Genomic DNA, 23376 nt, shown 5'->3' with positions numbered 1-23376 from the left:
AGGTCAGCTCTGCTTCCATCGCGACGGTTGTTCCGTAAGGATCAACACGTCTCGCGATAAGCAACAGAGTGGCCCGTATCACAGTCACGTGTCAAGGGTTTTCTGAAGTCTTAAGCCCTATTTCAGGGATTCCGGCTGCGCCTTGACAGTGGGCCGGAACAGGGGCTAGGCATCGATCACCAGGTCCGTCTGCGCGGTGGAGCAGCAGGGCAGGAACTTGCCGGCAGTGATTTCCCGTGCCCGGATCCCGCCCTGGTGGTTCATCTCGATCTCCCCTGAAAGCTTGACGATCTTGCAGGAGCCGCACATGCCTTCCTTGCAGTTCGCGCCGATCCTGACGCCGGCGCGCTGGGCCGCCTCGAGGATGTGCTCGGTCGGGTCGATCCGCACATTGATGCCGGTGCGCAGGAAGGACAGGGTGAGGCTGCCTGTTCCGACCGTGTCGAAGCTCGAGGCGTCAGGGGAACCCGCTTCCGGCCCCACCTCCGAACTGCCGTCGGGGGCTTCGGCCGTGGGCGCGTCCGGGTCGACGGTTTCCAGCGGCAGCCCCGTGGCCTGCAGTGTTCCCTCGGCGTCGTAACCGGGCTCGTAGAGCCCGAACGCGCTGGGCTGGCTTTCGTAGTAGTCCTCGGCGGATTCGGCGATCTCCTCGGCGATTTCCTCCGCAATGTCCACTGCAAACGCGAGCTCCGCCTGGTATTCAAGGAGCGTCTGGCGGTCTCCGGAGAAGAATTCCATGTAGATGGAGGTGTCGTCGACGCCGACCTTCCTAAGGAGCTCGGTGGCGGTGTTCAGGTACCCCTCGGGGCCGCAAGCGTAGACCTGGCGGCCGTTGGCGTCGGGGGCCACCTCCTCGAGCATCGCCGCCGTCAGCCTTCCGCTGAGCCCTTCCCAGCCCTCGGGTTTGCTGCGGTCGCCCAGGGAGTAGTGGACCTTGATGCGCGAGTCCACGGAGGCGATGTAGGCCAGTTCCTTGTGGAAGGCAAAGCCTCCGGCTTCCGAGCCGTGGTAGAGCACCACGACATCGGCGTGTCCGGGCAGGGAGTGGATGGTCCGCACCATGGACATGATGGGGGTGATGCCTGCGCCGGCGGCCAGCAGGAGGTACCGTGCCCGCCGGTCGGCGTCGGGCAGGTGGAATGCCCCGACCGGTCCGAGCATCTCCAGGACGGTGCCGGGTTTGACGTTCTCGTGCACCCATGGCGAGACCAGTCCCGTGGGGTCGCACTTGACGGTAATGCTGAAGGTCCACGGCTCGGTGGGCGAACTGGACAGCGAGTAGCTGCGGTCCACCGGATCCTGGTCCTCGCCATTTACGGGAAAGGCAACGTTCACGTACTGGCCGGCACGGAACGCCAGGGGCGCACCGTCGGCACGGCGGAACACGAAGGTCATCATGCCGCCGGCCTCGGGAACGGTCTCGACGCATTCGGCCATGAACTCCTGCGGATGCCAGGGGCCCAAGGCACGGGCGGCACTGGCGGGTCCCTCGGTGGTGCCCATCACCCTGTTCCACGGCATCTCAAGACCGCGGATACGCTGTGGTTCCTGGATTGCCGTTTCGGTGAGGAGTTCAATCATGCCAAGTGCTCCTGCACGCGCTGCACGTACCAGTTGATGAACGCCTCGACCTGGTATTCGCTCTTCATGTAGGGGCCGGGCTCGTAGGCGGGACTGCCGGCGCCCTGCTGGCACAGCTCCACGAACGCCTTGTCCTGCAGGTTCGTTTGCTTCCAGGTGTAGGTGAGTTTCTCCAGGTCGTAGTCGACGCCTTCCACGGCGTCGTCAGCAACCAGCCAGGTGGTGCGTACCAGGCTCTGGTGTTCGTTGACGGGGAAGACGGCGAACGTGATGACGTGGTCCCCTTGGAAATGGAACCAGCTGTTGGGCTGCAGGTGCATCGAGCAGCGGCCAAGGCGGAAGTCGGGCAAGTCGCCGAGCAGCTTCTTGGAAAGCCTGCGCCCGTCCGGGGAGAACGATTCACCCTCACCGTCGAGCGATTCCCGTGAGATACGGATTCCCGCGACGCGCGTGTCAAGCTGCTCGACCACCTCATAGGGAAGGCCATAGCGGCGGCAACGCTCCTCGAGCGAGGACTGGGCCTCCTTGTTCCGGTTCCACACTTCCTCAAGATGGGGCGGGATCAGGCCCTCCGTCAGGCCCCAGGTGGGGAAGAGGGAGCAGGCGAGCTCCGGGTGGCCGTCGCAGTGGTAGCACTCACGGTTGTTCTCCATGACGAGCTTCCAGTTGCCCTCTTCAATGATGTTCTGCTGGTAGGCGATTTTTGTCTTGGAGAGATCGTGGGGCGCCAGATAGGGCTCAAAGATCTTTGCGGTTTCGTCGAAGTCCGTCGGCGGTTCGTCCGCGATGCAGACGAAGATGAGTCCGGCGACCTCGCGGCCGTGGGCGCGCTTGAGGCCGAAGCAGCTCTTGTCGAACTTCGTTTCCCCCGGCGCGGAGGCATGGATCAAATTGCCCTCCGGGGAGTAGGTCCAGGAGTGGTAGCCGCAGACCAGGTTTCCGGTTGACCCGGCAGCTTCGGTGAGAACGCGGGCGCCGCGGTGGCGGCAGACGTTGTGCAGGACGTTCACCGCCCCGTCGTCATTGCGCAGCACAATCAGGGAGTAGGGCCCGTAGTCGACGGTGACGTAGTCGCCCGGCTCCGGCAGTTCGGCGGTACTGGCGGCAAAGATCCAGTGCTGGCCGAAAATGGCCTCCATGTCGATGTTGAAGATCGAGCGATCGGTGTAGAAGGGGGCATCGAGGGAGTAGCCGGTGCGCCGGAACTCAAACAACGCGGTAATTTCTGCCAGCTGCTCGGCCGGCAAGGATGCAGCGAGTTTTCCGCGTGAATTGAGGGGGACGTTCACTGAAGCAGTCATGGGTTTCCTCCCGGGAGGCATGGGTAGTGGTGTTGCGGTGGCCATGGGTTCGCGCGGGTGCTAGCGGCATGGCCGAAGTACTTGTAATGATGAGATTAGGGTCACGGCAGCTGCAACAAAAGCGCAACATTTTGAAGATAACCATGCAGAATAGGTGCATGATCGATCCGAGGCTTATCACACTCCGCGTGTTTGCCCGATGCGGCACCATAGGCGCGACCGCGGAGCTCACGGGTTATTCTCCCTCCGCCGTCTCCGCGCAATTGCGGGAGCTCCAGCGTGTGCTTGGAATGCACCTGCTGACGAAGGACGGCCGGGGTGTGCGCCTGACCGCCACGGGCCGCTTTCTGGTGGAGGGCTCGGATCCCCTCATTGCCCAGTGGGAGAGCCTGCGCGCCGCAGCCATGGAGGCCGGTGACCAGGTGCAGTCCCGTTTTGGCCTCGGCGGGTTCTCCACCGCGGCCGCCCAGTTGCTCGCGCCACTGGCCGCCACCCTGCGCTCAACCCGGCCCCTGCTGGAGGTGCAGGTTCTTGAGGCTGATCCGGCCCGCTGCTTCGACTTGCTGGTTGCGGAACGAATCGACCTTGCAGTCATTGTCGCCATGCAGTCCGACAGTTATGGTGAGGACGATCCGCGCTTTGAGCAGAGAGTTCTGCTCGATGATCCACTGGACGTCATCATTCCCGGTGACCATCCGCTGGCATCACGGGAAACAGCGACGCTTGAAGAACTGGCATCGGAACCCTGGATCACGGAGTCCGCCGGTTCCACCTACCATTCCCTCTTCACGGCGGCGTTCACGGCAGTCGGGGTGACACCCCGGATTGCCCATGAAGCCGTTGAATGGGAAACCCACATCGCGTTCGTGGGTGCGGGGCTGGGCGTCGGCCTGCTGCCCCGGCTGGCGCCTTTGCATGGTGCCGAAAACGTGGTTCGGCTACGCATTACTGGCAAGGGGAAGCCCACGCGCCGCATTGTCGCCGCGGTGCGCAGGGGCAGCATCGCCTCACCCCTGATCCAGGAGTCGCTCGGCATCCTGCAGGTCAATGCCAACCGGATCCTCACCGGCCGGCTCGAAGAGGATCTCTGAGCGCTGCCGGCGTGGGTGCCGCCGGTACCGCCTTTAAACCCCGATCGTCGCCAGCACGGCACCGGCATTGACCACGCTTCCGGCCTTCGCCCGGAGATCCGTGACTATCCCGGCCCGGTGGGCGGCTACCTGGGTTTCCATCTTCATGGCTTCAAGGACGACGACGGGGTCCCCAGCCGCCACTTCGGCGCCCGGCTCCACGAGCCACTTCACTACGGTCCCGGCCATGTCCGCCCGCAGCTCGCCGGGGTCAACAGGGCGGGCAACAGCGCGGGCGGCAGCGCCGCCGTCGGGCCCTTCCTGCACGGAGGCGCCCTGCACAGGACGCCCGCCTGAGCGTGCCCAGCCATCCAGCAGGGCCGCGGGAAGGCCGACGGCGAGGCGCCGGCCGTCGACGTCAACGGTGATGGTGCGCCGCGCACCGTCAGGGACCAAGGTGGCAAACCCGGGATCCGCCGCGATGGCATCCGTGAAGTCCGTCTCGATCCACCGGGTGTGGATGGCGAGTGCTGTCTCTGACGTGAAGTCAGGGGCCTGGACCACGGCGCGGTGGAACGGCAGGACAGTGGCCACGCCGGTGACCTCCATTTCCGCCAGGGCGCGGCGGGCCCGGCGGAGGGCCTGTTGCCGGTCGGCGCCGGTGACGATCAGCTTGGCCAGCAGGGAATCGAACTGCGGCGCCACAATGGAACCGGCGCGCACCCCCGAATCCAGCCGCACTCCCGGGCCGGTGGGGCCGCTGAAGGTGGCGATGGTTCCCGGCGAGGGCAGGAAGCCCCGGCCTACGTCCTCGGCGTTGAGCCGGAATTCAAAGGAGTGTCCGCGCGGCTCGGGATCAGCAGCGAAGCGCAGGGGCTCGCCGGCGGCAATCCTCAGCTGTTCCTGGACCAGGTCCACGCCGGTGGTCTCCTCCGTGATGGGGTGTTCCACCTGCAGGCGCGTGTTCACCTCAAGGAACGCGACAGTGCCGTCGGCGGCCACCAGGAACTCCACCGTCCCGGCACCCCAGTAGCCGGCTTCCCGGCAGACGGCCTTGGCGGCGTCGTAGATTTGCCTGGTCTGCTCCGCTGTGAGGAACGGTGCGGGTGCCTCTTCCACCAGTTTCTGGTGCCGGCGCTGCAGGGAGCAATCGCGCGTTCCCACCACCACCACGTTGCCGTGCGGGTCGGCCAGCACCTGGGCTTCCACGTGCCGGGGCCGGTCCAGGTACCGCTCCACAAAGCATTCGCCGCGGCCGAACGCCACCACCGCTTCCCGCACTGCTGAATCGAAGGCTTCCTCAATCTGGTCCATCCCACGGACCACTTTCAGCCCCCGCCCGCCGCCGCCGAACGCCGCCTTGATCGCAACCGGCAGGCCGTGTTCTTCGGCAAAGGCCCTCGCTTCGGCGGCCGAGGCCACCGGTCCGTTGCTGCCCGCCACCAGCGGGGCGCCTGCCCGGACGGCGATCTCCCGGGCGGTGATCTTGTTGCCGAGCAGCCTTATGGCTTCCGGCGACGGCCCAATCCATGTGAGGCCGGCATCCAGGACAGCCTGGGCAAAGTCAGCATTCTCGGACAGGAATCCGTAGCCGGGATGCACCGCGTCCGCGCCGGACTCCGCGGCGACGCGCAGCAGCTTGGGGATGTCCAGGTAGGTTTCGGACGGCGCATTGCCACCAAGGCAGTAGGCCTCGGAAGCCGCGCCAACGTGCAGGGCGTCGGCGTCCACGTCCGCGTACACTGCCACGGACTCCAGGCCCGCGTCCTCGCAGGCACGGGCGATGCGGACGGCGATCTCTCCGCGGTTGGCGATCAGGACCTTGCGCATAAGCTGCTCACTTTGTCTGGGTAGCGTCGGGGGAAGGGAAGGAATTGCCGGGCACTGTGTACCCGGGGGCCCAGCGGAACCTGATGCGTCCGCCGATGGGGACCTGGGCGGCGAGGTCCAGTTGGTGGTCAACCACCACGGCCACCACGGGGTAGCCGCCCGTAAGGGGGTGGTCCGCCAGGAACAGCACAGGCTGCCCCTCGGGCGGGACCTGGAGGGCTCCGGCCACGGTCCCCTCGCTGGCCAGTTCTCCGTTCCGGCCCCGTTCCAGCGGGTCGCCGTCAAGGCGCATCCCCACCCGGTTGGAACGGGGGGTCACCGTCCAGTCCTGGGTGCAGAGCGATTCCAGCGCTGCAGCGTCGAACCAGTCATCCCGCGGTCCCGGCACGATGTCCAGGACGGTCACGCCGGTGTCCGGATAGTCCGGCTGCACCTCAGGATTGCCCACTACATTGGAGGAGGTGGCTTTCCCTGCCTGGATGAACCCGCCCGCGGCCAAGGGTGCGGGGCCGATCCCGGACATGGTGTCGGTGGAGCGGCTTCCGAGGACGGGTTCCGCTTCCACTCCGCCGCGGACGGCAAGGTAAGTGCGGAATCCGCGCTCCGGTGCCCCGAGTGTCAAGACTTCGCCGTCCAGCAGGGCGAACGCCGTGGCCATCGGCGCGTGGCGCACCTGCCCGGACCGGCCGCCGTCGTCCTCGGCCGTGTCGTCCTGGGCAGTGCCGGTGCCGGGGACGTCCGACGGCGGCGCAACGGTCAGTGCCACCGGGGCGCCGGTAACAGCCAGCACCTGGTCCCCCACCGCCTGCACGCGCAGCCCGCCGGCCACGGTTTCCACGACGGCGGCCCCCGGCTGGTTGCCCACAATCCGGTTCGCACGGCGCAGGGAGGAACGGTCCAGCGCACCCGCCGCGGACACCCCCAGGCTGCCGTGCCCGTGGCGGCCCAGGTCCTGGATCAGGCTCTGGAGTCCCGGCGACAGGATCCGCAGCCCGGAAGGGACGGCGGGCTCGTGGACGGCGGGCTCGTGGGCGGCGGAATCCTGGACAGCTGGAACCTGTGCATTGGGGGCACCGGCAGGCCGATCAGGGACTTCCACGAGCTCACGCACCGCCAGGAACTGCACCCGGTCCCCCGGGGCAGCCAAAGCAGGCTGCTCGCGTCCGAGGTCCCACATCCGCGCCGCGGTACGGCCGATCAGCTGCCAGCCGCCCGGTGACTGCCGCGGATACACCGCCGAGTAGTTGCCTGCAAGGGCCACCGATCCTGCTGGGACGGCGGTCCGCGGTGAACTCCGGCGGGGGACTTCCAACGACTCGTTCTCCCCCACCATGTATCCAAAGCCCGGCGCGAAGCCGCCGAAGGCCACGGTCCAGACCTGCCCAGTATGGGCAGCCACGACTCCCTCAACCCCCAGCCCGGTCAGCCGGCCCACTTCGGCGAGGTCCTCGCCGTCGTACACGGTCTCGATCTGCACCAGTTTGCCGTCCGCCTGCCCCTGGACCGTCAGGTCCAGCTCAGGCAGCCGGGCCTCGATGCGCCGCGCGGACTGGGGCGAATCAGCCTTGACCAGCACGGTTTCTGCGGCCGCCAGGACATCCACCTGGCCGGGGAACGGGTGCTCCAGGAGGAGGGCCTGCAGCGCGAGCACGTCGTGAAGCCCTGTGAGTTCCGCGAGCACCGCCGTGGTGCCCACCGGGCGGACAGCGAGTACCCGGGCGGTGATGGGATTATTGACTGTTTCCATGGGTAGGCGGCCGCGCCGGTCAGGCGTGGCTCTCCCGTGCCTGACCGTTGTGGAGCAGCTGGATGTCCGCTTCCGGCTGCGGGTCGCGGCCCAGGCGCATGCCGACGATCGTGACGATGGCCGTCAGTGCCATATACCCGGCGATCAGGTACCAGCCGCCGGACGCTGCGCCGTAAAGGGCCGTGAAGATCAGCGGAGCAACTGCGCCGCCGACCACCCCGGCAAGGGTGTAGGCAAGGGAGCTGCCGGCGTAGCGGAGGCGGGCCGGGAACTGCTCCGTGATGAAAGCGGCCTGCGGGCCATACATAAATGCATGCAGGGCCAGGCCGATCACTACGCCAAAGGTCAGCATCAGCACGGATTTTCCCTGGATCATCAGGAAGAACAGCGGAATGTAGGCGGCGGTTGCCACTGCGGCGATGCCATACACCCAGCGCCGGTTCAGCCGGTCGGTGAGGGCCCCGGCGGCCGGGATCAGGAAGAGCTGGAAGGCGGATCCGATCAGGATTGCCGCCAGCACATTGCCCGTGGTCATGCCCAGTTCCTTGGTGGCGTAAACGGCCACGAACACGGTGAACAGGGCATAGAGGACGTCGGGGCAGACCCGCGAGAGGGCCGCCGACACCAGCGCCCGGGGCTCGGTGGTGAATACTTCCTTGATGGGCGCCTTGGGACGGTCGCCTTTGGCCTGGATGGCTTTGAAGACCGGGGTCTCCTCAAGCTTAAGGCGGATCAGGAGGCCAAAGACCACCAGGATGGCCGAGGCGAGGAAGGCCACGCGCCAGCCCCAGGAGAGGAATGCTTGGGTACTGAGCGAGGCGGCCAGGATGGCCAGGACTCCGTTGGCCATGAGGTTGCCCGCGGGCGGGCCGATCTGTGCTGCCGAGGACCAGAAGCCGCGCTTGTTGGGGTCGCCGAATTCGCTGGACAGCAGCACTGCGCCGCCCCATTCCCCGCCGACTCCGATGCCTTGGGCCAGGCGCAGGAGCACCAGGATAGTGGGGGCCGCGACGCCGATGACCGAGTAGTCCGGCAGCGCACCGATGAGAACGGTGGCGACGCCAATGAGCATGAGGGTGAACACCAGGACGTACTTGCGGCCGATCTTGTCACCCAGGCGGCCGAAAATGACACCGCCGATGGGCCGGGCCAGGTACCCCACCGCGAAGGCGGAGAAGGAGAGGAGCAGCCCCACAAACTCATCATTTGAGGGGAAGAAGATCTTGGGGAACACCAGCGCCGAGGCGACGGAGTAGATGGCGAAGTCATAGTACTCGAGCGACGTGCCGGTGAGGCTGGCGATATAGGCCTTCAGCGCGCCGGCCGGCGGCTTCCTTGCCGCGGTCCTGGCTGATTTGTTGGTGCCGGTCATGTTTCCTCCGGGGGATGAGGGTGGTGCGGTGGCCTGTCTGCGGCCGGGATTGGGTTTTAGAGGAACGGGCCGATGCTGACGCCGGCGTCCCCGAGGGCGGACTTCACTGCGGCGGCCATGGCTACGGCCCCCGGTGAGTCACCATGCACGCAAATGCTCTCTGCGCGGATCTTCAGGATGGACCCGTCAATGGCCCTGACGGAGCCTTCCGTTGCCATCCTTAATACATGCTCCGCCACTTCAGCGGGGCGGTGAAGGACCGCTGCCGGTTGTGAACGGGAGACGAGGGTTCCATCGGGGTTGTAGGCACGGTCGGCAAAAGCCTCGGTAACTGCCCGCAGGCCCGCTTCCTCCGCAAGCCGCAGGACTTCGGAACCGGGCAGGCCCATGATGGGCAAGCCGGAGTCAACCGATTTCACGGCGTCGACGACGGCCTGCGCCTGGGCAGAATGGGTGACGATTGCGTTGTAGAGGCCGCCATGGGGCTTTACGTACTGGACCCGCGCTCCCTCCGCCGATGCAAGGGCCTGCAGTGCACCGATCTGGTAGACCACGTCGTCGGCCAGTTCCATGGGGCTGACATCCAGGAAGCGGCGGCCAAATCCTGCCAGGTCCCGGTAGCCCACATGTGCACCGATGACTACGCCGGCCGATACCGCGTTCCGGCAGGTTCCGCGGATGACAGTGGGGTCCCCTGCGTGGAATCCACAGGCCACGTTCGCGCTCGACACCGAAGCGAACATCGCCGCGTCGTCGCCCAGGGTCCAGCGTCCGAAGGATTCGCCGACGTCGCTGTTGAGGTCGATGGTTGTCATTGTGATTCCCGTCTCATTGATGGCTCCTTACTAGGATGCACTAAATCTTCAGATTGTTCAACGATTCTTCAATTCAACAATGCGGCGATCGTGTAAATTCTCGAGTATGACCTCTTCGAGCGCCGCCGTCCGCCCGGCTCCAGGCCGCCTCCGGGTCGCAGTACCTTCCGTAGCCGAGCGGGTGGCCGATGAGCTGCGGCGCCAGCTCGCGGAGGGGACACTGCTGCCGGGGACACGGCTCACCGAGTCCACCATCTCGGAGGACCTGGGGGTTTCCCGCAACACCGTCCGTGAGGCCTTCGCCGAACTTGCCAGTGAACGGCTGGTGGTCCGCCTCCCCAACCGCGGCGTCTTTGTGGCGAACCTCGACGCAGGCGACATCCACGACGTCTATACGGTCCGCCGCGCCATCGAGGTCAGCGCGGTCCGCGGCGGAGGCAGTGCCGAGGACATCGCCGCGGTCCGGGCAGCCGTGGAGGAAGGAAAACGCGCCGCGGGGGCCGGCGACGACGAAGCCCTGGGCACCGCAAACCAGCATTTTCACGGCGCCATCGTTGCCATGGCCGGCAGCCCGCGGCTGAACAGCATCATGAGCCAGGTGCTGGCGGAAATGCGCCTGTACTTTCATAAAGCCACCATGGATGCGAATTTTTACCGGCATTACCTGCCGGACAACGAGGCGATCTGCGCGGCCCTGGAGTCCGGGGAGTTGGACCGGGCTGCCAACCTGCTGCTGTCCTATCTGGACCGCTCGGAGGACAAACTGAGCGATGTACACAGTGCCGATGCAGGGTGAGGGCACGAGGTGAGCCCGTCCCGATGGACGGGCTCATTCCTTTTAAGGGCGGAGGACTCACCGTCACGGGGATCGGCGTCATCTAGGTGGTTTCGGCCGGGCTGATGGCCGGGTACCCGGCGAGCGCATCCCCCGCCTCAACCGGTGACTAACGCCGGGTGTACCCCATCTTGGAGCTGATCTGCAGCCCCGCCTGCTTCAGGCCTTCGATGAGTCCCGGCGCGGTCTCAGGATCAAAGCGGAAGGCCGGGCCGGAAATACTGACCGCTCCGATGACGGCGCCCAGGTGGTTGTAGACCGGAACAGCAGCAGCAGTCAGTCCGATCTCGAATTCTTCCCGCACCACGCCGTACCCGTCGCGGGCGACGTCGAGCAACTGGGTTTCGAGTTCCTTCCGGTTGGTGATGGTCCGCGGAGTCCGTGACGGCAAGCCCGTTTCCTTCAGGATGCGTTCCCGCTCCTCGGCAGGCAGCGCGGCCAGCAGGACCTTTCCGCTGGAGGTGGCGTGCAGCGGCGTCAGGTTGCCCACCCAGTCATAGGTGGCCAGGGTGGACGGGCCCATCGCCTGGTCCACGTTGACGGCGTAGTTGGAGCGGAGGACGGCAAGGTTAACTGTTTCCTTGAATTCCTCTGCGAGGGCCTCGAGCACGGGCCGGGCCTCCCGGACCAGGCTGAGCCTGCCCGGGATTGAACTGGCCAGCCTGAGGATGCCAAAACCCAGCTGGTATTTGCCGCGCTCGCTGTTCTGGTGCACCATCTCCCTGCTCACCAGTGAACCGAGCAGCCGGGAGACCGTGGATTTGTGGATGCCCATCTCCTCGGCGATGTCACTGACACCCGCGTGGCCGTCCCGCGCCAGGATCTCCAAGACCGCAAGGGCCCGGTCCACGGACTGCACGCCGCCGTGCTGGCCCGCCTCCGCGTCGACGTCGGATTCGCGGTCACTGTTCAAAGCCATGATCCATACTCTCAGTAGGTTGCGGCTCACGCTCCCGCAACGAGGGCGCCTACAGCGTCCTCCCGGTTACTGCCACAGTTTCGATCCTAGACCGGGAAGTGTGACGCAGCTGACAAGCGCGTTAAGCGCGGTTACGCAGGCCGTTGCTGTGCGCCAGCGCCATGGCTTCCGTGCGGGAGGAGGCGCCGATCTTCCGGTAGAGGTTGCGGAGGTGGAACTTCACGGTGTTCTCGCTGATGTGCAGTTTTGCGGCGATGCCCCGGTTCCGCTGCCCCGCGGCCAGCAGTTGCAGCACTTCCAGTTCCCGCTCCCCCAGGTTCCAGTCCGCCGCCCCGGACAGCGGGCGGGCCGGCGGATCGAGCGGAATGACGACGGCGACGTCGGCACCCCAGCCGGGCATCACGTCCACACCCATGCTTCCATTGAGGGCCTCGACGCGCTGCACGAGGCGTTCCATCGCCGGTGCCTGCGCGGAAAGTTCGCCGGGGCCGTCGTCGCGCACGTTGATGAGGAGGTTCACGCCGTCGCAATCCCACTGCGTCCGGACCCGGCGGACGCCATGCTGGTCCACCATCGCCAGCACCAGTCCGCGCACGATGGCCCTTGCGGCGTGGGCCACCTCGCCGGGAAGCGCCCGGCCGTTGACCGGCGGCTCGACGAACTGAACATCGATCCCGCTGAAGTTCATCAGCGGGCGAAGGTCCTCGCGCAGGCGCTGGAAGGCGGAGGCCACAGGCTCCTCGACGAGGTCGGTGGTGCGGTCGCTGAGGGTTCGAAGGCCCACCAGGGCTTTGGCAGCGACGTCGGTTGCGGCTGTGCGGGCGGCGGAATCGGCCAGTGCCGGTGACCTGAGCGCCGCGAGCAGGGTTTCGAGGGTGGTGGAGTGCTGGTCCACCAGTTCGGCCGTCACCCGCAGGCGCTCCGCGGACGCGGCGCGGGATTCAATGAGGTACGACGGCGGGGCATCAGCCACCTTTTCGCGGATCCGCTCGGCTGCCAGCTTCCACAGGTAGTGGAGGAGCCACTGCGGGTCCGCCCCCGCGCCGGAGCCTGGAACAGGTTCCGGGTCGGAGAGGACCAGCAGTGCATTGCTGGGAGAAGAAACAGCCAGGATCGGGCGCGGGCGGCCTCCGAACCTGGCCTCGCCGCGCCACGTCCCGCCGTCCCCCTCAGCGATGAACGAGGCCCGGATGGCGTCAAGCTCCGCGATGGACACCCGGCTGATGATGGCCTCGTCGCCGGCCTTCTTCTGCGGCCGGCCGGTGCAGTCTTCAGTGAAAATCACCAGGGCGCTCGACTCCCAGTAAGGACTAATGGCACCCCGCAGCCGCTGGGCGATGTCCGGAAGGGGAGCAGCGGCCAGGGCGGCGACAGCTTCAAGCAAGGCTGTATTGGTGTGTTCCACCTGCCCAGTGTAGGTGCCCGGCAGAGAACACCTACCCCTTTGGGTAGCAAAGACCGTCCGATCATGGCGTTGGAGCCACCCCATGGACGGGCGAGCATTGGAGGGTCACGACGACCAAGGAGGTACGCATGAGCGCCATCGCAACAACAGACCCGGCCGTGGCCGGTTCACCACTTACCGGCACGTCCCCGGCCTTTGACCGCAACCGAGGCTTGGTCCTGGACGAGATCAGTGAAGTCTTCCAGCGCGTCGACCCGGCAGAGGTCGCCAGCCTGGTGACCGAACTGAGGCTCGCCGACAGGATCTTCGTGACCGGCGCCGGCCGCAGCGGCCTGGTCCTGAAGATGGCGGCGATGCGGCTGATGCACCTTGGACTGACCGTGCACGTGGTCGGCGAAACCACGGCTCCTGCCATCCGGGCCGGCGACCTGCTGCTCGCAGCATCGGGTTCCGGCACCACCGCCGGCGTGGTCAAAGCGGCGGAAACAGCCGTCGCCCAAGGCGCCCGCGTGGCCGCCTACACCACCAGCAAAGGTTCCCCGCTCGCCGGTGTGGCGTCCGCCGTCGTCCTGATCCCTGCCGCGCAGAAGACGGACCACGGCTCGGCGGTGACCCGGCAGTACTCCGGGAGCCTCTTCGAGCAGGTGCTGTTCGCCACCACCGAGGCCGTGTTCCAAAGCCTGTGGGAAGAGGACGTTGCCGCCCCGGAGGACCTCTGGCAGCGCCACGCGAACCTCGAATAGGTTTTCCCCTCCCCGATCAACCCCGTTTTCCACCGAAAGAGATAAAACATGAAACTGCAAGTAGCCTTGGACGTCCTCACCGTCGAAGCGGCCCTCGACCTTGCCGGCAAAGTCGCCGAGTACGTGGACATCATTGAACTGGGCACGCCCCTGGTGAAGAACGCCGGCCTGTCCGCCGTCACCGCCGTCAAGACCGCCCACCCGGACAAGATCGTGTTCGCCGACATGAAGACCATGGACGCCGGCGAGCTGGAGGCGGAGATCGCCTTCGTCGCCGGCGCGGACCTGGTCTCCGTCCTGGGCAGCGCGGACGACTCCACCATCGCCGGAGCCGTGAAGGCGGCCAAGGCGCACAACAAGGGCATCGTGGTGGACCTGATTGGCGTGGCTGACAAGGCAACTCGCGCCAAGGAAGCCCGCGCCCTGGGCGCCAAGTTCATCGAGTTCCACGCGGGCCTGGATGAACAGGCGAAGCCCGGCTACAACCTGGACGTGCTGCTGAGCGCCGGCGAAGAAGCCCGAGTGCCGTTCTCCGTGGCCGGCGGCGTGAACCTCTCCACCATCGAAGCGGTGCAGCGGGCAGGTGCTGACGTGGCCGTCGTCGGCGGTTCCATCTACAGCGCCGAAGACCCCGCCGTCGCTGCCAAGGAACTGAAGGCAGCGATCATCTAGCACAGCCACCCGGTGATTGAGCCTGGCGAAATCTGAGCCTGTCGAAATCACGACGGCGGTCCCCACCTTCCGGTGCGGGCCGCCGTTTTCGTGGTGGCTGGCTACTCGAACGAACGGATGGTGATGCCGGAGAAGGTCGCCGGACCGCCGCCGGTGTACAGGGAGATCCCGGTGTCGCCGTCAGCGAAGTGCACCTGCTGCGAGAGCACCGTGTGGCCGGCGTTCACGAACACTTCGACGCTCTGCGTGTCAACCAAGATCCGCAGGTGCACCGAACGTGCGGCGGCGTCGATGGGTGCGGCGGCGCGCGTGTACGGCACCAGCGAGAAGCCTGCCTGGTCCGACGGCGCGCGGTCCACATAGAGCTCATTGCCGTATTTGCCGATGTTCGCGTGGCGGGTGCCGTCGGCCGAGCGGCCCACCGAAACGCCGACATTCGCGGCAGCGTCCCACGAGATGTCCAGTTCGAGTTCATAAGCCCGACCGCTCCATGGCAAGACCGAGCCTCCCTTGACCGTGCGGTCCGGAAGCACTGTTGTGGACGTGGCGTACTGGGCCAGTGCCCCGATTGGGCTGCTGAGCAGCGAGTATCAACCTCCTGCCTGGCGTTCCAGGCGCAGCTCCCGCACGATCGAGTTCTGGCCGTTGTACCCGTTGGACGCATCGGTGGGGACATCACGGGCAGCGTATTTCCAGTTGTTCATCCAGCCGATCGCGTACCGCCGTGTGTCAGGCGCTTCAACGGCCGGCCACGTCACGGCCCCATACCAGTCCCATCCCCAGTCGAGCCATTGGGGATTGTTGACGTCGTCGGCGCGGAACTGTTCGCCATCCCAGGTTCCCGTCCAGTAGGCGCAGGTCATGGGCAGCCCGATGCTGTAGGCGTCCATGCTGGCGCCCAGCACCCAGTGCCGGGAACCGTCATCGGCTGTCATCTGGAACAGGTCCGGACACTCGATCCCGCCCAGCGCGTGGTTGGGGAAATCGAAGTTGCGCTTGAGCTGCCAGTCGCGCAGGTTCGTTGACGTGTAGAAAGCCGCGTACCGGGCCCGGCCAATCACGCACGCCCACTCGCCACGGGCCGCATCCCAGTGGATTTTCGGGTCACGGAACCACTCAGCATTTTCGATCTCCGCCTGGGTGGTGGCGGCCCGGCCGTCGGTGTTGACGATCACGGGATCGGGAAGTGCAGTAAAGGTGTAGCCGCCGTCGGTGGACCAGTACAGATATTGCTCCTGGTATTTGCGGATGCCTTCGGTGGGCTGCGACGCGAGTGCAACAACGGCACCGGCACCGAAGCCCGCGGTGTTGGCAGTGTCCACGACGGCCGATCCCGACCACACAGGAATGTCCGCCTGCAGCGGCAGTGCCACTCCATGGTGGGAAAAGGCCACGCCGTCAATGGTGGTCGCGTGGTCCCAGCCGCCCTGGCCGTTGTTCTGTGCGGAATGCAGGTAGTAGAGGTGGTAGGCGCCGTTGAGATACACCGGGCGCTGCGGGTCGCAGAGCCAGCCCGATGGCGGCGTCATGTGGTAAGCGGCGCGCAGGGACACCTGCGCCTGGGCGGCCGGGGCGGACAGCGCGCCACCGGTGAACAGGGCGAGCGCTCCTGCCCCGGTTCCCTGCAGGATATGGCGACGGGAAATGGCATGGGTCATCATTGACTTCCTCTCCTGGGCGGCTCCGCCCGGGCGCGCTCAGTGGTGCTGGGACCTTCATTTGTCCACGTCAGATCACCGGTTTGATTAAGCGCTCTAGCAGGAGAAGTTACCGCGGGGCAAGCCACGTGGTCAAGCGTTTAGGCGAAGTGATGCACGTCATCATTCCTCCATCGGCGAGCGGTAAATCTATTTTTGCTAAAACGCTTGATCACCTGCTGAATTAACGCTAGCTTCTAGGTGATCAAACGCTTTAGCAGAAATGGACATCAACGCCGATGAATCACCCAGTCTTCTTCCAGCCCGCCGATGCGTGGGTGGGGGACCTCATACCCTTCGAGCACGACGGAGAGTTCTGGCTCTTCTACCTCCACGAGGTCCGCTCCGAACCGAAACCGGGAACGGCGTGGAACCTCGTAACCACCAAGGACCTCATCCAATTCCAGGACCAGGGGGTGTCCCTCCCCCACGGAACGGATGCCGACCTGGACTTCAACGCCTACACGGGCAGCATCGTGGTGGATGAATCAGGCGTCCACCACCTGTTCTACACCGGGCAGAATCCGAACAACCTTGGCACGGATGGGCTGCCGCTGCAGCTGGTCATGCATGCCACCAGCACTGACGGAATGCGTACCTGGGTGAAGCACCCGGAGCTCACGTTCGGCGCACCGGACGGCTACGAGTCCGGCGACTGGCGGGACCCCTTCGTTTTCCGCGACGAAGCCGCCGGCCAGTGGCGGATGCTCATTGCCGCCCGGCACTCCGAAGGGCCCGAGCACCGCCGCGGCGTCATCGCCCAGTGCACCTCCAAGGACCTGATGACCTGGGAGTACACCGACCCGTTCTGGGACCCCCGCCGCTACATCACCCACGAATGCCCTGACGTGTTCTCCTGGGGTGACTGGTGGTACATGGTCTACTCCGAGTTCTCGGAAACCTTCACCACCAGGTACCGCATGGCCAAGAGCCCCGACGGCCCTTGGACGGTTCCGGCCCGGGACTCCATCGACGGGCGCGCCTTTTACGCCTCCAAGACAGCGGAACGGGACGGCCGGCGGTTCTTCTTCGGCTGGATCGCCTCCAAAGAAGGAAATTCCGACGACGGCGCCTGGCAGTGGGCGGGCACCATGGCAGTCCTGGAGGCCCGGCAGAACCCCGACGGGACTTTGGCATTCGGGTTCGCCGACGAGCTGGTGGACAGCTTCTGGGATGAGGTCCCGCTGACCTTCAACCCCGGGCTGCCCGCAAGCCTGGCGGCACCGGACAGCTACGCCGCCACCATCTCCAACGAGGACCTCCCCGGCCAGTTCTATGCAAAGGCAGTACTGGATATCGAAGCGGACACCACCGAATGCGGTCTGCTGCTTCGCTCCAGCCCGGACGGGGACCATTCCTACATCCTGCGCCTGGAACCGAAGCGTGGACGCCTGGTTTTCGACCGCTGGCCGCGGGCCATCACAGGTGGGGCCCAATGGCACGTCTCGGGCGATGTTCCGTTCGAAATTGAACTTGAACGCCCCTGTGACCTCAGCCCCGGCCAACACACCCTGGAAGTGGTGGTCGAGGGGGACCTGTGCGTCGCCGTCGTGGATCAGCAGGTTGCCCTGAGCGCCCGGATCTACGATCTGGTGCCCGGACGGATAGGCGTGTTCGCCGGCGAAGGATCAGTCTCCATCACAGAACTTGAAGTACGTAAGCGCACCAACAACTAAATACCGTGCCCGTCCCTGAAACCCCTCCGTTCCAATCAAGGAAGATTGCCGCAATGAAAAATCTCCTCCGCGCTGCCGCCGCCGCCGCTGTTACCGTCCTGGCTTTGACCGCCTGTGGCGGCGGAAGTTCCACCGATCCCTCGAACGTCAGTCCGGCCGGCGCGGTGAAACCCCGCGAAATCTCGTGGCTGCTCTCCCGGCCGGCTGATGGCGCCGTCATCAATATCATGAACAAGCTGGCCGATGACTATGCCAAGGACCACCCGGGCTTCAAGCTGAACCTCATCACCACCCCGGACCGGCCCTCCTACATCCAGAAGCTCGAGACCCTCGCCGCCGCCAACAAGCTGCCCGAGCTGTTTGATACCGACGCCACGCCCTTCGCCCAGCAGCTGGCGAAGCAGGGCAAGATGGTGGACGCGGAGAAGCTGTTGAAGTCCCTGGACATCTACGATGACTACCGCCCCGGCGCGCTGGACTACCAGCGCTTCGACGACGGGTCCCTCTTTATGATTCCGTTCCAGTTCGAGCTGGAATTCATCTGGTACAACAAGGCACTCCTGGAAAAGGCCGGGGTGGATGTTCCCACATCGCTGGATGACCTCCCCGCCATGTGCACGTCCCTGCGCAACGCCGGGATCACGCCTATCGCCATTGATGGCCAGGACCAGTGGCCGCTGGAACGCTATGTGGCCTACCAGCCGTTCAGGGCAGCAGGACCGGATTTCGTGCAGAAGCTGAAGAAGGGCGATGCGAAGTTTGCGGACGCCACAGGCCAGAAGAGCGTCAACTGGATGGCTGACCTCGGCAGGGCAAAGTGCTTCCAGGAGGGCTTCTCCGCCCAGGGCTACTCCGACGCGCAGAACCAGTTCACCTCCGGCCAGGCCGCGATGTACAACATCGGAACCTCGGAACTGCCCAGCCTGGCCACCGACAAACTGAACCCGGCCGTCCGGGACGATATCGACTTCTTCACCCTGCCCACCACAGCAGGGTCGGCGACGTCGGCAAACGAGTTCGTCTCGCCGTCGGGCATTGGGATGGCGGTAAATGCCAAAACCTATGACCCGCTGGTCAGCGATTTCCTGAAGTTCGCCCTGCAGAAGTACCCCACGGAATATGCAGCCACCGGCGCACTCTCCCCCACCACCAACGTCGAAACCACCGTCCCGGCCAACGCCACGCCGCTGTACCGGAAGGCCCTCGATCAGGCCAAAGACCTGGGCTCGAAGCAGGCCATGCCCTGGGACACCCAGCTTGATCCCACCACGAACGGCCGGCTGCAGCAGGAGCTCGTCCTGCTGGTGCAGGGCAACATCACGCCCGAACAGTTCACCAGCACCCTGGACAACACCATCGCGCAGAACGCCCCCAAGTTCTTCAAGTAAGCACTGTTCTTCAAGTGAGTACCGTTCTTCACGTAACCACTGCGGCGGAGGACCCACCGGTCCCCCGCCCGAAAGGCCCCGCCATGCAACCCAACAGGATGCTTCCCAACAGGTCACGGACCTCGGTCCTGGTCTTCCTGCTCCCGCCCCTGCTGCTCTACGGCGCAGCGGTACTTTTCCCGATCCTCCAGTCACTGTTCCTCAGCTTTTTCTCCTGGAACGGCATCACTGACATGGAGTTCGTGGGGCTGGACAACTACGTTCGGATGTTTATTGCCGACGATATCTTCTGGCGCGCGTTCCTGAACGCGCTCCTCTACCTGGCCATCTGCCTGGTCCTGCAGCTCGGCGGGGCCTTGGTTGTTGCCAGCCTGGTCGCATCCCTCAGCCGGGGGCGAGAGCTGATCAAGACCCTCTACCTGCTGCCCGCGATCATCTCCACCGTTGCCATCGCCTTCCTGTTCGTCCGGATCTACTCCATCGACCCGGTAGGCCTGCTCAACCAGCTGCTGCACTGGATCGGGCTCGGCAGTCTGGAGCGGCCCTGGCTGTCGGACGTCAACACCGTGCTCGCCGCCGTGTCCGCGCCGGAAGGCTGGCGCTTCACCGGGCTGTACATGCTCATCATCTACGCGGCCCTGATCGCCGTGCCGAAGGAACTTGAGGAAGCCGCCGTCCTCGATGGCGCTTCGCGGTGGACCCTGTTCAGCAAGATCCGGTTCCCGTACATCCGGCCGGTCTGGATCACCACCACCATCATGGCCACCACCTACGGCCTGCGCGGCTTCGACATCCCCTACCTGATGACCAACGGCGGTCCGGGCCAGTCCTCAGAACTGCTGACCACCTACATGTACAAGACCGCCTTCACCAGCACGGACTTTGGGTACGCCAGCACCATCTCCGTCTTCATCGTCGTCGAGTGCCTCGTCGCCGTCGGCCTCATCCTGTTCCTGCTCAAGCGGAAGTCAGAGTCATGATCACCCAGGCCGCCCCAGCCAGCCCGCCCGCCACCGTTCCGCCCCGCCCGGCGGCCACCCGCCGCCGTCGTAGGCCGGACCTGTTCCGCACCCTCTCACGCGTGCTGATCATGCTCATTGTGATCGTCCAGGTGTACCCGCTTGCCTGGCTGTTCCTGACCAGCCTGCGCACCGAGCACGACTTTGCCACGGGCGATCCCTTTGCCCTGCCCAGCGCGTTGACCTTTGAAAACTACGCCAGGGCTTTCGAAACCGGCGACCTTGGCCGGAACATCCTCAACAGCTTTGTGGTCACCATGGGCGCCAACATCCTGATTGTCCTTTTCGGCATGATGGCCGCCTACGCCATCCAGGTGCTGGGATTCCGCCTCAGCAAAGTGGTCCGCGGGCTGTTCCTGATCGGCATCATCGTGCCTGTGCAGATCGCCCTGGTCCCTTTGTTCATCGACTACTCCGCAGTGAACCTGCTGGACACCTACCAGTCGATGATCATCCCCCTGGCCGGCTTCTCCCTGCCCATGTCCGTGTACCTCTTCTGCTCGTTCTTTGAATACATTCCCCGGGAAACCTACGAGGCAGCTTCCCTGGACGGCGCCGGGCCCTACCGGATCTTCGGGCTGATCACCCTGCCGCTGTCCCTGAACACCGTGGTGACGGTGGTGCTGGTCAACAGCATCTTCATCTGGAACGACTTCATCTTCGCCAACACGTTCGTCCTCTCCGAGGACTTGAAAACCATTCCGCTGGGCCTGCAGAACTACATCGGCGCCATGGGCAAGGTGGACTGGACCGCAACCTTTGCAGCCGTGTGCGTCACCATCACCCCGCTGCTGCTGGTGTTCCTGGTCCTCAACAAGGCCATGATCCGGGGGCTGGAGAGCGGGGCGACGAAGGGATGAGCGCGACAGCAGACGGATATACTCCTGACGGAGGACAGATGACGTCAATGGAGAATGGATCGGGGAAGCCGGCCCCGGCAGCCCCGTCCCCGCGGACCCCTGTACGCGCGCACCCTGTCACCCTGCGCGACGTGGCAGAAGCGGCGGGTGTTTCCACCGCCACAGTCTCCTTGATCGTCAATAAGAAAAAGAGCGCCCGGATCGCGGACGAAACCCGCCAACGCGTCAAAGATGTCATCCGGACCCTTGGGTACCGGCCCAACGCAATGGCCAAGACTCTGGTCAGCGGAACCTCACGGTTCATCGGACTGGTGGCCGACGGCGTCGCCACCACCCCCTTCGCGGGCCAGATCATCCATGGCGCCCAGGACGAGGCGTGGAAACACGGTTACGCGCTCCTGATCGCCAACACCGAGGGCAACGGTGAGCTGGAGCAGGACGCCATCCAGATGATGCTCGAGTACAAAGTACGCGGCATCCTCTACTCCACGTGGTTCCACCGCCAGACCGACATCCCGGCGCCGCTGCGGGAAGCGGACTTCGTGTTGGTGAACTGCTTCTCCAACGAGCCGGGAGCCCCGGCCGTGGTTCCGGACGAAGTGCAGGGCGGCCGTTCAGCCACGGAGATCCTGCTGCGGCACGGCCACCGCCGGATCGCCTTCATCAACGCCACCATCCCCGCCCCCGCCAAGGACGGCCGGCTGTTGGGCTACCGTGAGGCACTCGAGGAAGCCGGGGTTCCGTTCGACCCCGAGCTGGTGCTGGAGGCCTACCCGGACCAGGAAGGCGGATACCGTGCCACAGAGGCGCTCCTCAAGCGCGACGCGACGGCGGTGTACTGCTACAACGACCGGATGGCCATGGGCCTCTATGACGGCCTGCGCGAACAAGGCCTGTCCATCCCCGACGACATGGCCGTGGTGGGATTCGACAACCAGGAAGTCATCGCCGCCCACCTGCGCCCTCCGCTGTCTACGGTTTCCCTGCCCCACTACGAACTCGGCGCGGCGGGCGTTCGGATGCTGCTGGAACTGGATGGGGCACCCCAAGGGGCAGCTGACGGGGTGGCGAAGATTTACTGCCCGCCGGTGGAACGGACCTCGGTCAGGACGAAGGCGCGGGCCTGACCGGATTGCTGCCTCTGCACCACCGTTTTGGCGTGCTCCTAACGGAATGAAGCGCAGCGGGATGGCCGGCGCTGTGTCAGGCTGAATCGGCAATCACCCGGTCCCTCCCTGCGAGCACGCCCGTCACGGCGAGAACCGCCATGACGCCCGCGGTCGCCAGGAGCGGAACCGTCCAGCCCCCGCTTAGATCGCGAAGCCCACCAAACGCCACCGGTCCCACAGCAGCCAGGCCGTAGCCGACTGACTGCGCCATACCGGACAGTGACGCCGCTTGCGGGTAGTTCACGGTCCGTAGGCTGAACAGCGACAGCGCGATCACAATCAGGCCGCCGCACCCGGTTGCCCCAAGAAGGACCCACAGCAATATGAGGTCCGGCGCAAGTGCAAGCCCGAGAAAGGTCACCACCATGACGGCGCCGCTCGCGAAGGACACGAGCCGCTGGTCCGAACCCCTGTGAAGGATTCCCCCCGCGGCAAGGCTGGCGAAGACGCTGATCAGCAGGAAAACGGACAAATGGATGCCGGCAGTGGTGGCCGGGACACCCCGGCTCTGTTCGATGGTGGGCAGCCAGGCCATCAGGACATAGAAGGCGATCGACTGCAGTCCCATGAAGATGGTCACCTGCCAGCCCAAGGCTGAAGCCCAGGGCGACCGGTAGGAGACTTCCGGCTTGGCGGCGTGCACGGCACCTGAGGCGTGCCGTCGCAGCCACGGCAGGAGCACCGCCATGGCGATGAGGGCCAGTCCCACCCAGATACCGAGCGCAAGCCGCCATCCGGCGGGCGATGTTTGCGCGACGGGTACGACGACGGCGGCCCCCATGGCGGCGAAAGCGGCCTGCGTGGCGGTGTAGATTCCGGTGACCTGACTGACCCTCATCGGAAAGTCCCTCTTGACGAGGGACGGGACCAGGACATTGAGGAACGCGATAGCCAAGCCGATCAGGGCCGTGCCCGCCCAGATGAGGCCGGGCGAAGGCAAGGAGCGGATCACGATGCCCGAGGCCAGGATCAGCAGGGACATCCACAGCGCGCGGTCGAGGCCCAGGCGGGAGGCGAAGCCGGGTGCCACGGGAGAGAATACTGCGAAAGCAATGAGCGGAAGGCCCGTCAGGAATCCTGCCGCAGCACTGGACAGGCCAAGGTCGGCGCTGATGTTCGTGAGTACCGGTCCAACGCTGACAAAGGACACCCGAAGGTTGACTGCAATGAGCAGAAGGCCGATAAAGGCCAAGCCAAATCTGACACTGCGGTCTTGTGAGCTCCGGGTGGCAGCGGGCATCGTGCGTTTTTCCATCCTTTGAGAGTGCGGGAGCGTC

18 protein-coding genes and 1 pseudogene are annotated in these 23376 nt (G+C 65.4%); 9 read left to right on the top strand and 10 right to left on the bottom strand.

Features of this window, described 5'->3' with window-relative positions; all coding sequences use genetic code 11:
• Positions 1-165: 165 nt before the first annotated feature.
• The gene (locus FBY31_RS14975) at positions 166-1581 is read right to left on the bottom strand and encodes a ferredoxin reductase (protein ID WP_142042590.1); all 1416 of its coding nucleotides are present in this window, start codon (positions 1579-1581) and stop codon (positions 166-168) included.
• Positions 1578-2882, bottom strand: a complete 1305-nt coding sequence (locus FBY31_RS14970) for an aromatic ring-hydroxylating oxygenase subunit alpha (protein WP_142042587.1) — start codon at positions 2880-2882, stop codon at positions 1578-1580. The genes FBY31_RS14975 and FBY31_RS14970 overlap by 4 nt, the downstream gene beginning before the upstream one ends.
• A 158-nt stretch (positions 2883-3040) precedes the next feature.
• Between FBY31_RS14970 and FBY31_RS14965 the strand changes: the two genes are divergently transcribed.
• Positions 3041-3973 (top strand): LysR family transcriptional regulator, encoded by a 933-nt coding sequence (locus FBY31_RS14965; RefSeq protein WP_142042584.1) that lies wholly within the window; start codon positions 3041-3043, stop codon positions 3971-3973.
• Between the two features lie 33 nt (positions 3974-4006).
• On the opposite strand, the gene FBY31_RS14960 is transcribed toward FBY31_RS14965, so the two are convergent.
• From FBY31_RS14960 to FBY31_RS14945, 4 genes are read right to left on the bottom strand one after another with little or no spacing between them, the layout of a single operon-like run.
• Positions 4007-5782 (bottom strand): acetyl/propionyl/methylcrotonyl-CoA carboxylase subunit alpha, encoded by a 1776-nt coding sequence (locus FBY31_RS14960; protein WP_142042581.1) that lies wholly within the window; start codon positions 5780-5782, stop codon positions 4007-4009.
• A gap of 7 nt (positions 5783-5789) precedes the next feature.
• Positions 5790-7529, bottom strand: a complete 1740-nt coding sequence (locus FBY31_RS14955) for a carboxyltransferase domain-containing protein (protein WP_142042578.1) — start codon at positions 7527-7529, stop codon at positions 5790-5792.
• A 19-nt stretch (positions 7530-7548) separates the two neighbouring features.
• Positions 7549-8901 carry an MFS transporter gene (locus FBY31_RS14950; protein ID WP_142042575.1) on the bottom strand — a complete coding sequence of 451 codons (1353 nt, stop codon included), beginning with the start codon at positions 8899-8901 and terminating at the stop codon, positions 7549-7551.
• 56 nt (positions 8902-8957) lie between these two features.
• Complete coding sequence (locus tag FBY31_RS14945; RefSeq protein ID WP_142042572.1) at positions 8958-9716, bottom strand: LamB/YcsF family protein; 759 nt, start codon at positions 9714-9716, stop codon at positions 8958-8960.
• 106 nt (positions 9717-9822) lie between these two features.
• On the opposite strand from FBY31_RS14945, the gene FBY31_RS14940 reads away from it, so the two are divergent.
• Positions 9823-10512 carry a GntR family transcriptional regulator gene (locus FBY31_RS14940; protein ID WP_142042569.1) on the top strand — a complete coding sequence of 230 codons (690 nt, stop codon included), beginning with the start codon at positions 9823-9825 and terminating at the stop codon, positions 10510-10512.
• A 148-nt stretch (positions 10513-10660) separates the two neighbouring features.
• Here FBY31_RS14940 and FBY31_RS14935 read toward each other — a convergent pair whose 3' ends face one another.
• Together FBY31_RS14935 and FBY31_RS14930 are read right to left on the bottom strand one after the other, a co-directional pair.
• Positions 10661-11470 carry an IclR family transcriptional regulator gene (locus FBY31_RS14935; RefSeq protein WP_142042566.1) on the bottom strand — a complete coding sequence of 270 codons (810 nt, stop codon included), beginning with the start codon at positions 11468-11470 and terminating at the stop codon, positions 10661-10663.
• A 121-nt stretch (positions 11471-11591) separates the two neighbouring features.
• A complete protein-coding gene (locus FBY31_RS14930; RefSeq protein WP_235013076.1) occupies positions 11592-12875 on the bottom strand; it encodes a helix-turn-helix transcriptional regulator in 1284 nt (427 codons plus the stop codon).
• Between the two features lie 128 nt (positions 12876-13003).
• Between FBY31_RS14930 and hxlB the strand changes: the two genes are divergently transcribed.
• Together hxlB and hxlA are read left to right on the top strand one after the other, a co-directional pair.
• Complete coding sequence (hxlB, locus tag FBY31_RS14925; protein ID WP_142042560.1) at positions 13004-13618, top strand: 6-phospho-3-hexuloisomerase; 615 nt, start codon at positions 13004-13006, stop codon at positions 13616-13618.
• 48 nt (positions 13619-13666) lie between these two features.
• A complete protein-coding gene (gene hxlA / locus FBY31_RS14920; RefSeq protein WP_142042557.1) occupies positions 13667-14290 on the top strand; it encodes a 3-hexulose-6-phosphate synthase in 624 nt (207 codons plus the stop codon).
• Between the two features lie 101 nt (positions 14291-14391).
• Here the strand turns inward: hxlA and FBY31_RS14915 are convergent.
• Positions 14392-15948, bottom strand: a pseudogene (locus tag FBY31_RS14915) (glycoside hydrolase family 32 protein).
• A 278-nt stretch (positions 15949-16226) separates the two neighbouring features.
• Here FBY31_RS14915 and FBY31_RS14910 point away from each other — a divergent pair.
• The 5 genes from FBY31_RS14910 to FBY31_RS14890 all read left to right on the top strand — a co-directional run bounded on the left by FBY31_RS14910 (position 16227) and on the right by FBY31_RS14890 (position 22057).
• The gene (locus FBY31_RS14910; RefSeq protein ID WP_142042554.1) at positions 16227-17663 is read left to right on the top strand and encodes a family 43 glycosylhydrolase; all 1437 of its coding nucleotides are present in this window, start codon (positions 16227-16229) and stop codon (positions 17661-17663) included.
• Between the two features lie 53 nt (positions 17664-17716).
• Positions 17717-19051, top strand: coding sequence for an ABC transporter substrate-binding protein (locus FBY31_RS14905; protein ID WP_142042551.1), 1335 nt, complete (start codon positions 17717-17719; stop codon positions 19049-19051).
• Between the two features lie 98 nt (positions 19052-19149).
• The gene (locus tag FBY31_RS14900) at positions 19150-20031 is read left to right on the top strand and encodes a carbohydrate ABC transporter permease (protein ID WP_142045410.1); all 882 of its coding nucleotides are present in this window, start codon (positions 19150-19152) and stop codon (positions 20029-20031) included.
• Positions 20028-20930 (top strand): carbohydrate ABC transporter permease, encoded by a 903-nt coding sequence (locus FBY31_RS14895; RefSeq protein WP_142042547.1) that lies wholly within the window; start codon positions 20028-20030, stop codon positions 20928-20930. The genes FBY31_RS14900 and FBY31_RS14895 overlap by 4 nt, the downstream gene beginning before the upstream one ends.
• A 38-nt stretch (positions 20931-20968) precedes the next feature.
• Positions 20969-22057 (top strand): LacI family DNA-binding transcriptional regulator, encoded by a 1089-nt coding sequence (locus FBY31_RS14890; RefSeq protein ID WP_142042544.1) that lies wholly within the window; start codon positions 20969-20971, stop codon positions 22055-22057.
• A 76-nt stretch (positions 22058-22133) separates the two neighbouring features.
• On the opposite strand, the gene FBY31_RS14885 is transcribed toward FBY31_RS14890, so the two are convergent.
• The gene (locus tag FBY31_RS14885) at positions 22134-23354 is read right to left on the bottom strand and encodes an MFS transporter (protein WP_235013075.1); all 1221 of its coding nucleotides are present in this window, start codon (positions 23352-23354) and stop codon (positions 22134-22136) included.
• Positions 23355-23376 lie beyond the last annotated feature (22 nt).

Source organism: Arthrobacter sp. SLBN-100, assembly GCF_006715305.1.
In the GTDB taxonomy this organism is placed as follows: domain Bacteria; phylum Actinomycetota; class Actinomycetes; order Actinomycetales; family Micrococcaceae; genus Arthrobacter.
This window is presented reverse-complemented; position numbering and strand designations above follow the sequence as displayed.